This is a genomic window from Methylobacterium sp. NPDC097929 (genome assembly GCF_049543375.1).
Classification (GTDB): Bacteria; Pseudomonadota; Alphaproteobacteria; order Rhizobiales; family Beijerinckiaceae; genus Methylobacterium.
The window spans coordinates 87605-97285 of the sequence record NZ_JBMVEP010000015.1; the positions used below are offsets into that span (position 1 = coordinate 87605).

The following is a 9681-nucleotide window of genomic DNA, read 5'->3' on the forward strand; positions in this document are numbered from 1 at the left end:
TTAGCCCTCGTTCGGATCGTAGACCGGCTTGTTCAGCGGGCGGGTTCTCAGATCACCAGCGTAGAAGCTGTCGATGCGATCGGCGGCAATATCGATATATTGTTGTGTAATGTCGCAGCCATAAGCCATCCGCCCATGCTTGAGCGCGGCGATAGCGGACGAGCCAACACCCAGGTAAGGGTCGAGCACGTTCTGGCCAGGGTTTGTTAGAGCAAGCACGAGGCGCTCAACCAGCGCCACGGGAAACTGGCACGGGTGGTCCGTCTTCTCGACATGGTTGGCTTTGACGTTCGGAATGTCCCAAACATCCGCAGGGTTCTTTCCTAAGGGGTTACCTGAAAGCTCGCCCCGGTTCGGGCCTTTGAAGTGTTTTTTGTTCGGATACTTCGATGGCACTCGAACCGGATCGAGATTGAATATGTAATCGTCCGACTTCGTGAACCACAGTATGGTTTCATGCCGTCCAGAAAACCGACGCTGACAGTGAAGCCCGTGCCCGAAGGTCCACACGATGCGGTTACGAAGCTTGAGCCCGTGTTGCTTGAACAGCCCGTACAGAACTATGTCGAGTGGAAATACTTCTCCATCATCCACGTGGTTGCCGACCTGCCAGCAAATCGAGCCGTTGGGATGAAGAAGACGCACTGCCTCCGCGATGGTGGAAGCCTGCTGCTCTATGTAAAGCTCCAGCGACGTCCGGCGCTCGTACTCTTTGCCAATGTTGTAGGGCGGCGAAGTAACAATCAGGTTCATGCTTTCTTTCTTTAAAGACCGCATGAAATCGATGTTGTCCGCGCACTCGATTGTGTGCTGCGGTTTAGAAGAAAACGGGATGACGTTTTGCGCTGACCTTTTCACGCCAGAGTGTTCGCACTTAGCCGCTTTGTTGGCAAGATCGACGTCAGCGTCGGGGGCGCCTGGAAAGCTTAATGATTTTCGCAACTTGGATCGCCTTTCGACATGCCGTTAGGGTATGGCCCGTCGCCAGCCGCGGCGAGGCTGAATGACCGCTGGTTCTTACATTGTCTGAAAAGCTGAGAAGTGCGGCGAGTCGCGACCTGGGAAAGGGGTTGGACCTGCCCTTTCAACCGGCTTTGGAACTGCCACCTTGCCCCCGTCGGTATCACTCTTTTCAACGGGCGGCGCACGATCAGCGGTGACGAGACGTGCGAGATCAATTGCTCACCTCAGGCGCTGATGCGTTGGCGATCGAGACTAGCGTAGGCCGCATCCAAGCAGGAGCTTTGATGGCAGTTGAAGCCAGCACTTTCTTGTCACTGGGAGACAGATGGCTCACCGCAACCCGTGCAACGTCAGCCGCCCGAACGGGGCCGAGATGGCGAAGCGCCTGAACCACAGTTCCCGCTGGGCTACCCGGCGCGATAAGATGCTTGGGTGAGGCGTGACGGATATCCACGACCCGCTTACCCAGCACAACACGGCGTGATGGGCCATCAGTCAGATAGGTGCTCTGGGCCGGCACTTGGGATACTAGACCAAGAGCATTCGCAGCCCGCGCGCCCGCGATCTGTATGTGCGAACCGGTCTCTCGGGCAAAAGCGCCGGCAATATCGTCTGGCGCAGGTGACAGTGCCCCAAGCTCGGGATGAAACTTTGGGAAATCGTAGAGCCCTCGCGCGAGGCGACGGAGATGTCCGCCTTTAACCAACCGGCAAAGGGCTTGATCAACAGATGGGCGAGCAGCGACCGTCAGGAAATCGCTGGGTGTGAAAACGCTGCCGCGCCCGCGAGCGCGCACACGCTTCATAACCAAGTCAGGAACAGAGTCGGCCACCGTTTTCATGTGTCAGAAAATAGCGCAAGTTTTTCTGACTAGCAACCGTCCGTGTCATTACCTCATTAAGCGTCAACAGATTTCGAAGCAGCGCCACGCTAAGCTGCGACAGGTTGATCCTCGCTTCGAGGACCTGCGTCCGCCGCCGAAGCTTGCTGCAGGAAACGAGCGAGGGCTGACCGCCGCGACTCGCGATCAACGGCGTATGCGGTTTGCTTGAATTCAATGCCGTCCAGAAGGCCTTGGATGTAGCCGGAGATGGTATCAGCGGCCATGATCAGCGCCGTGTCGAGCGTGTGTATGTAGTTGCTGGTGACGGAGCCCTTAGAATGCCCAACCAATGCAGCGATGGTGACCTCCGTAAAGCCAAGATCATTTGCGATGCTGGCGAAGCTATGTCGCAGGACATGAGGCGTGATGTCGGCGAGCGGCGTATCGTCGAATATCTGCTCCCAATGGTTCGGCAAACTTCCGAAAGCGTTATCATCTCCTTGGCCCGAGAAGACGTAGGTGCCTGCTCTCACTTTCCGGCGCTTCTCCAGATATTCCACGACAGGCAGGCCGATTGGGCGGATTGACCTTCCCTCCTTGCTGTCCGTCAGTCGCAGGCAGCTTGAATCGGTATCGGCTTCGGCCCAAGTCAGAGTGACCATTTCGGTTCGGCGGCAGCCGGTCAGCGCAAGCTGGCGGATCAATTCGACCGAAACCTCATACTTCTCGTTCTCGGCCGCTTTAGCGAGCAACTGGCCAAGCACGCGATACTCGGCCTCGCTGAGCCTCCGAGCGCGGACGCTGTCCTTCGGTCGCCGCACACCGTGGGCAGGGTTCACTTCGATGATGCCAGCATCCACGGCGTAGGTGAGAATTCCACCGAACAAGCCGATCGTACGGGTAGCCGTCCCGGCTCCGCCCTTGACGATCGATTTTCCTCGCAGCTTCTTGGTCTTGGCAACGAGGCGCGTCTTGCCCGCCATGATGTCCTTCATGGCCTTGTTGATTTCGGCCTTGGTCAGATCCTTCACCCGTCGGGAACCGAGCAAGGGGACTATGTGCCGGTGGATTCGGCCAATGTCCGAGGCGATCGTGCCTGGCTTCTTCGGGCGCCCGCCTTTTCCGAGAATGAGGCCGGCGTTCAGGTCGGCGAGGTAGAGGTCGCACAGCTCTTTGACCGTGATCGCCCTATTGTCGAGCTGCTTCTCTTCTGCCGGGTCTTCGCCTTGAGCGATACGCCCCAGTTGCACCTTCGCTTCCTGGCGGGCCCGCTCGGGCGTCCAGACGCCGTGCAGGCCAATCGTGAAACGTCTCGATCGCTTGCCGAGCCGATACTGAATGACGTAGCTGCGCTTGCCGGAGGCGAACACTCTGAGGCCGAAACCGGGCAGTTCGTCGTCCCAAATAACGTAATCTTTTTCGCGACCGTCTGCGGCGTCGACGACCCGTTTAGTGAGCTTAGGCATGGGCTTCCTCCGACCCTACCGTTTCCTCTCGCGTAAGCACCACGTAAGCACGCGGGCGAAAACTGTGGCGGGGAGAAGAGTAGCTTCGGCGGAGAAGGAATTCAAATTGTTTAGCATTTACAGGGAGATAGGCGGGCATTGGCGGCTCCTTGCGCTTTTTGGCGGAGCTAGCCATATTCCCTCCGAAGGCAAAGGTCACACGTTCGAATCGTGTCGGGTGCGCCATTTCCGTACAGAACTGCGAACGCTGGACACGACTTCGCCGCCCGAACCCGTCAGGGCATTCTCCAGGCTCTCCTTGTCGCCGACGATGCGGATCACGTCCGCTCCCACCTCGACCCGATCGACAATCGCCTGAAGCCACGCTTTCCGGAAAGGGATCTCACCCGAGGTCACATTCTCGCGCAGCAGACGCCCGAAGCGTTCGATCAGTTCGGGCCCGATCTCAGTTGGATTCGGGCTGACCATACGGATCCGGCCGAGGGCAGCTCTCGCCAGATCACGCTCGGCTCTCCGAGCTGCGTCGCCGCAGCGCGTAACGGACAGCACAGCTACCGCCGATGAGAATTCATCGGCGGTGGTTGGGCGTAGACATACTGAAAGGTCAGCTCGCGGGGCCCCTGCCGCACAGGCATGAGCACGGTCCAAAATCCCGGGAGCGCGGAGCCGCTTTAGACGAATCATCAGGTCGGCATAGGCGAAGTCTTGATCCGAAGCGGAACATCACGCATCTAGTTGTCGCTTGCTGCGTCTCCTTGCCAATCGTGGCCAGTCCTCAGACCTTAGCAAAGAAGCAGGCGAGCGTTCAGTACAGATCAGGTGATGGGCTCCTCGTGAACCCCGAGCAGACATTTGCACCGGTGCCGATTGAGGTCCGGATGAGCCGCGAAAGCGGTCCCTCAATCGTTCGCGGGGGTGTGCGGAACTCTTATTTGGTGAGCAAATAGGCTGGTCCGTTCAACGAGATTCAACGCAAGCGCACCGGTTTGCAGAAAGCGCACGAGCGCTAGGCGACGCGGAGGGACTGCGTTCGACCGCGGTGGGGCGGTCCGCTCCGTCGCTCTGCACGGCGAGGTAACGCTGCCAGCTGCCGTATTCGGTAATATCCGTCCCCGAGCCGATCCCTTCGGCCTCGACGAGAAACCCCTTGGGGTCGGTGCCATCGGCGAGGTGAAGCGTGCCGATGCTGAGGGGGGCCGGGATGGCGGCCACGAAGCGGCCGAATGCGGCCGGCGACAGGGCCCAGACTTCGGCCGCGATGGCCGCGCCGGCACCGGCTGCGACGCGCAGCAGGCCCGGCCGCCGGGGCGGACCGCCGGACAGCGCGTAGAGTCGGTAATCCGGCCGCGTGGCGCCCGCTCGGAGAAAGCGTGCCCCGAGGCCAGTCAGCTCGCGGTTGAGCGGCAGTCCCGAGAGATGCGCGCCGATCACCGCGAGTTCGATCTCGTCCGGCCCAGCGCGCGTCGGACCGGCCTCTGGCGCCGGCACCACCGCTCCGCTCGTGCCGATCTGGACGCCGGCCGCCGCGTGGAGACGAGCGCCAAGGGCTGCGAGAAGCCCGTCGCGGCCCCGCGGCGCGATCAGCGTGAGACCCGCCGGCAGGCCGTCAGCGCGGAAGCGGCTGGGTACGGCGAGCGCGCAGAGATCGAGCAGGTTGACGAAGTTCGTGTAGGTCCCGAGTTCGCTGTTGGGCCCGATCGGGTCCGCTTCGAGTTCGGTGCAGGTGACCGGCCGCGGATAGGTCGGCACCACCAGCACGTCGATGTGATCCCACAGGGCATCGGCAGCCCGGCGCAGCTCGGCCAGCCGGTAGAGGCCCGCGAAGGCGTCGGCGGCAGCAAAGTCCCTGGCCCGGCCGATCACCGCGCGGGTGGTCGGGTGCAGCGCCTCGGGACGGGTCTCGATCAGCGGGCGGAGCGCCTGGTAGCGCTCGGCGACCCAGGGGCCGTCGTAGAGGAGTGCGGCGACCGCGAACATCGGCGCGAGATCGGTCGCCCGAGCGGAGCCGGTGAGGGCGGCGAGGTCGTCGAGCCCCGCCGCGAAGGCGGCCTCCGACAGGGGATCGCCGCCGAAGCGGAGGCTTGCGGCATCCGGTACGCCGACGCGCAGGCTGGGCGGCAGCCCCGGGGCTCGAGCCGGCAGCGGCAAGTCGCGGGAATAGGGGTCGGCCGCGTCGTAGCCCGCCATGATCCGGAACACACGGTCGGCATCCGCGACCGTGCCGGCGAAGACCGAGACCGTATCGAGCGTCCGGCAAGCCGGCAGCAGGCCCCGGCTCGACACGGACCCAAGCGAGGGCTTCAGCCCGACCACGTTGTTGAGGCCGGCCGGCACCCGGCCCGAGCCCGCCGTGTCGGTGCCGAGCGCGAAGGCGACGAGCCCGTGCGCCACCGCGACCGCCGAGCCGCTGCTCGATCCGCCGGGCACGAGACTGGCGTTCAGGGCGTTGCGCGGGGCCGGATGGGGCGTGCGCAGGCCCACGAGACCGGTGGCGAACTGGTCGAGATTGGTCTTGCCGATCAGGATGGCACCCGCGGCCAGCAGGCGCGCGATCGCCGGCGCGGTCTCGGACGGCACGAAGGCGAAGTCCGGGCAGGCTGCGGTGGTGGGCACGCCGGCGACATCGAGGTTGTCCTTGACCGCGAAGGGCACGCCCCAGAGCGGCTTGGCAACGGGGTCGAACGGGCCGAGCGCCTCGGCCGCGGCAATGGTCTCGGCCTCGGGCAGAAGGGTCAGGAAGATGCCGGGATCAGCGATCGCAACAAGGCGCCGGTAGGTCTCGGCCAGAACCACTTTCGGATGAAGGCTGGCCGCGTAGGCCGCGTGCAGGGCGGAGATCGTCGGGAAGGGAGGCACGGGTCCGTCCTCGTTCGTGCGTGTCATAGGCCCGCGAGGCGGGCGGCTTCTCGGGCGATGGCGCCGTCCGGCGCGATCAGGGCGTCGAGCACCCTAAAGTGGTCGGCCCCCGGCACCGCGTGGCAGTCGCCGGCGAGGCCAAGCGCCCGGCGGGCGGCGTGATACTCCTGGGATTGACGGCGCAGCTCGGGCAGCTCGGCCCCGCCATAGATCACCGAGACGGGCGGCCCGCCCGGGGTGAGGCGGCGGATCAGCGAGAGTTCGGCCACCTCGGCTTGAGTGAGGCGCAGCGCATCGTTGAGCGCGGTCGCAGCGATCGGTTCGAGATCGAAGATCCCGCTTACCGCCAGGGCGGCATCGGCCGTGTCGGCCGCAAGAGTCGTCACCAGGGCCGCGAGATGACCGCCGGCCGACCAGCCCGCGACGACGAGGCGCGAGGGGCCGATCTTCTGCCGCAACAGGCACAGCGCAGCCCCGATCTCCCCTGCGATCTGGGTGAGACTCGCCTCCGGCGCCAGCGTGTAGCCAACCAGCGCCACATCGAGGCCGAGGGCGAGAGGCCCCTCTGCCATGCAGGTGAAATCCTCGCGGGCGTTGCGCTGCCAGTATCCGCCGTGGACGAAGGCGAGGCAGGGTGCCCCCGCCGCGCCGCAGCGGTAGAGATCGACGGCCTGCCGCGGTCCGGGGCCGTAGGCCAAGGTCTGTCCCGCCTTGCCCTCGCGGAAGGCGGCGCTGCGGGTGCGCCAGCCCGCCACGAGCGCGGCGCTGTCCCGGACCGCCCCGGAATTGTCGTAGGCCCGGGTCAGCGCGGCGCGGTCGAGGCCGCGCCAGTCAGGCTCGGTCGCCATCAGGCGGCCTTTGGCGCGTGGTGGCTGTGGAGCTGGGCCGACAGCATGCGGCGCAGGTCGTTGAAGGCGGGGCTCGACACGTCCCGGCGCCGCGGCAGATCGACGGTGTGCACGGTCTCGATCCGGCCCGGTCCCGGCGACATCATCACGATCCGGTCGGCGAGGAATATTGCCTCTTCGATGGCGTGGGTGACGAACAGCACGGTGAGGCCGGTCCGCGCCCAGAGGTCGAGGAGTTCGTCCTGGAGGCGCTCGCGGGTCATGGCGTCGAGCGCCCCGAACGGCTCGTCCATGAGGACCATCTCCGCCTCGTTGGCGAGGACCCGGGCGATGGCCACGCGCTGCTTCATGCCGCCGGAGAGCTGGTGCGGATAGGCGTCGGCGAAGCGGCCGAGACCGACCAGATCGATGTAGCGGCGTGCGGTGTCTCGGACCTCCGCCGCCGGGCGGCCCCGCGATTTGGGGCCGAAGCCGATGTTGTCGCGCACGGACAGCCAGGGGAACAGGCCGTAATCCTGGAAGACCATGCCGCGGCTCGGCGCGGGACCGGCGATCGGCTTGTCCCACATCAGGGCTTGGCCCGAACTCGGTGCCTCGAAACCGGCGGCGACGCGCAGCAAGGTCGACTTCCCGCAGCCCGAGGCGCCGAGCAGGCAGACGAACTCGCCCCGTTGGACGGTGAGGCCGGCGCCGCGCAGGGCCTCCGTCCGGCCGCCTCGCGCCGTGTAGGTCTTCGAGACGTCGCGGATCGTCAGGATGGGAACGGTGGGCTCAGCCATGGGAGGGGCTCCACGAGAGGAGGCGGCGGCCGATGCGCATGACGATCCAGTCCGAGACGAAGCCGGCGATGCCGATCACGCCCATGCCGCAGATCACGATCTCGGTGCGTGAGAGCTGGCGCGCCTCCATGATGACGGCGCCCAGCCCGGTCTGGACGCCGGTCATCTCGCCGACCACGATCACCACCCAGGCGAAGCCCAGCCCGAGCCGCAGGCCGGTGAAGATCGAGGGGAGGGCGGCGGGCAGCACCACCCGGAGGAACTGGGCCGGGCCCGTGCAGCCCAGCATCGCCGCCGCTTCGAACAGGCGCGGCTCCACCGAGCGCACGCCGAACACGGTGTTGACGAGGATCGGGTAGAAGGCCCCCAGAAACACGAGGAAGAAGGCCGAGGTGGCCCCGAGCCCGAACAGGATCATGGCCAGCGGCAGCCACGCGGTGACGGGGATCGGCCGCAGGATCTGCAGCACGGGATCGAGCAGCGCCCGGACCAGGGGCACGCGCCCGATCATCAGGCCGAGCGGCAGGGCCGCCGCGGCGGCCAGCGCGAAGCCGCCATAGACCCGCGACAGCGAGGCCCAGAGATGGGTCCACAGGGTGGCGCTGAAGGCGTCGTCGTTGATGCCGCCGAACGCCATGTCGCGCAAAGCGAGCCAGACTTCGGCGGGGGGCGGGACGAGACTGTAGGGCCGGCCCGCGGTGGCGACGTGCCAGAACGCGAGCGTCGCCAGCGGCACCACCAGGGCCAGCGCCGGCCCGCGCAGGCGCTTGAGGAGGGCACGGTAAGGGGCAGCCGGCATCGGGGCCTGCTTCTGGGCCGGCAGGGCGACCGGTGGAAGGGCGGCGCCCTCGATCGCGGCGCTCATGCGTCCCTCATCGCGTCGACGAAGCGGGTGTCGATGAAGCCGTCTTCGGGCAGGCGCTTGATCTGCTTCATGGCCAGCATGCGATCGGCGTAGATCTTGGCCTGCCGCACCTCGTCCGGCCCGAGCTTCCAGGTCAGTTCGACGTTCGGAGCCGAGAGCACCAGCGCCTCGCGCTTCTGGCCGAGCTTGGACACCGCCATGGCAATCATCGCCTCCCGGTCCTTGGCGGCGAACTCGGTGGCCTTGCGGTGGATCTCCAGCATGGTGCGCACGAGGGCGGGCCGCTCGGCCAGCGTGTCCCGGTGGGCGCCGAACACCATGTTGAGCGAGCCCATCTCGGTGCCGTAGGGGTATTCGACGAGTTGGCCGACGCCCGAGGCGAGGCTGACGCCGGGGGCCGGCTCGGCGCCGACATAGGCGTCGACGTCGCCGCGGGCGAGCGCGAGATGCATCTCCGAGAAGGAAACGCGCACCGGGGTGATGTCCTTCACGGACAAGCCCTCCATGCGCATCCGTTCCAGGGCGAAGACTTCCTGCGTGCTGCCGGGCCAGATCGCCACGCGCTTGCCGCGCAGGTCCTTGATCGAGCGGATGTCGGAATCCTTGCGGGCGATCACCCCCATGCCGCGGTTGCAGGTGGAGGCGATCACGACGATCGGCTCGCCCGCCGCGGCCCCGAGCGTCGCCGCCGCGAGGCCGAAGGTGCCGAAATCCACCGATTTGGTGACGACGGCGTTCTTGCCCTCGGTCGGGCTCTCGAACGGGATGACCTCGACCCGCACGCCCTCGGGCGTGAAGCGCTCGTAGAAGTGGGGCGCGATCGAGTGAATCAGCTTGAGCGAGCCCATCCGGATGACCGTCGGAGCGGCCTGTGCCCGCGCGGCGCGGCCGGGGAGTGAACTCGCGACGAGGCCAGTTCCGAGACCGGCGAGAAGGCTGCGACGGTCGATCATCGGGCGGCTCCTGCATGTACCGATGCCGCGAGCCTAGAGCAGTGTCCGATCGGATTGAATCGATTGGGGTTTTGAGAGCGGCGCAGATGTGATTCGATGCCCGGCTTTCGAGGAGGAGAGCCGGATGC

Annotated in this window: 9 protein-coding genes; all 9 read right to left on the bottom strand. The window is 65.7% G+C overall.

Annotation, left to right across the window (positions count from 1 at the left end; translation table 11 throughout):
• Entirely contained in the window at positions 1 to 753 is a 753-nt protein-coding gene (locus ACPCJR_RS23395) for a DNA-methyltransferase (protein WP_231736621.1), read from the bottom strand.
• Positions 754 to 1174: 421 nt separating this feature from the next.
• The gene (locus tag ACPCJR_RS23400; protein ID WP_082733479.1) at positions 1175 to 1768 is read right to left on the bottom strand and encodes a DUF6088 family protein; all 594 of its coding nucleotides are present in this window, start codon (positions 1766 to 1768) and stop codon (positions 1175 to 1177) included.
• 125 nt (positions 1769 to 1893) lie between these two features.
• Entirely contained in the window at positions 1894 to 3252 is a 1359-nt protein-coding gene (locus ACPCJR_RS23405; protein WP_066765849.1) for a tyrosine-type recombinase/integrase, read from the bottom strand.
• A 195-nt stretch (positions 3253 to 3447) separates the two neighbouring features.
• Positions 3448 to 3720: a hypothetical protein gene (locus ACPCJR_RS23410; protein WP_391515234.1), complete on the bottom strand. Its 273-nt coding sequence runs from the start codon at positions 3718 to 3720 to the stop codon at positions 3448 to 3450.
• 489 nt (positions 3721 to 4209) lie between these two features.
• On the bottom strand, positions 4210 to 6135 hold the full coding sequence (gene atzF / locus ACPCJR_RS23415) for an allophanate hydrolase (protein ID WP_391515233.1): 1926 nt from the start codon (positions 6133 to 6135) through the stop codon (positions 4210 to 4212).
• A complete protein-coding gene (locus tag ACPCJR_RS23420) occupies positions 6132 to 6956 on the bottom strand; it encodes an alpha/beta hydrolase (RefSeq protein WP_391515231.1) in 825 nt (274 codons plus the stop codon). The genes atzF and ACPCJR_RS23420 overlap by 4 nt, the downstream gene beginning before the upstream one ends.
• Entirely contained in the window at positions 6956 to 7735 is a 780-nt protein-coding gene (locus tag ACPCJR_RS23425; protein WP_391515229.1) for an ABC transporter ATP-binding protein, read from the bottom strand. The genes ACPCJR_RS23420 and ACPCJR_RS23425 overlap by 1 nt, the downstream gene beginning before the upstream one ends.
• Positions 7728 to 8600, bottom strand: a complete 873-nt coding sequence (locus ACPCJR_RS23430; protein WP_391515228.1) for an ABC transporter permease — start codon at positions 8598 to 8600, stop codon at positions 7728 to 7730. The genes ACPCJR_RS23425 and ACPCJR_RS23430 overlap by 8 nt, the downstream gene beginning before the upstream one ends.
• Positions 8597 to 9553: an ABC transporter substrate-binding protein gene (locus tag ACPCJR_RS23435; RefSeq protein ID WP_391515226.1), complete on the bottom strand. Its 957-nt coding sequence runs from the start codon at positions 9551 to 9553 to the stop codon at positions 8597 to 8599. The genes ACPCJR_RS23430 and ACPCJR_RS23435 overlap by 4 nt, the downstream gene beginning before the upstream one ends.
• Positions 9554 to 9681: the final 128 nt, after the last annotated feature.

Coding starts and splice junctions, on each gene's coding strand:
- ACPCJR_RS23420 (WP_391515231.1), bottom strand. CDS start 6,956: ATGGCGACCGAGCCTGACTGGCGCGGCCTCGACCGCGCCGCGCTGACC.
- ACPCJR_RS23435 (WP_391515226.1), bottom strand. CDS start 9,553: ATGATCGACCGTCGCAGCCTTCTCGCCGGTCTCGGAACTGGCCTCGTC.
- ACPCJR_RS23400 (WP_082733479.1), bottom strand. CDS start 1,768: ATGAAGCGTGTGCGCGCTCGCGGGCGCGGCAGCGTTTTCACACCCAGC.
- ACPCJR_RS23405 (WP_066765849.1), bottom strand. CDS start 3,252: ATGCCTAAGCTCACTAAACGGGTCGTCGACGCCGCAGACGGTCGCGAA.
- ACPCJR_RS23430 (WP_391515228.1), bottom strand. CDS start 8,600: ATGAGCGCCGCGATCGAGGGCGCCGCCCTTCCACCGGTCGCCCTGCCG.
- ACPCJR_RS23425 (WP_391515229.1), bottom strand. CDS start 7,735: ATGGCTGAGCCCACCGTTCCCATCCTGACGATCCGCGACGTCTCGAAG.
- ACPCJR_RS23410 (WP_391515234.1), bottom strand. CDS start 3,720: ATGGTCAGCCCGAATCCAACTGAGATCGGGCCCGAACTGATCGAACGC.
- ACPCJR_RS23395 (WP_231736621.1), bottom strand. CDS start 753: ATGAACCTGATTGTTACTTCGCCGCCCTACAACATTGGCAAAGAGTAC.
- atzF (WP_391515233.1), bottom strand. CDS start 6,135: ATGACACGCACGAACGAGGACGGACCCGTGCCTCCCTTCCCGACGATC.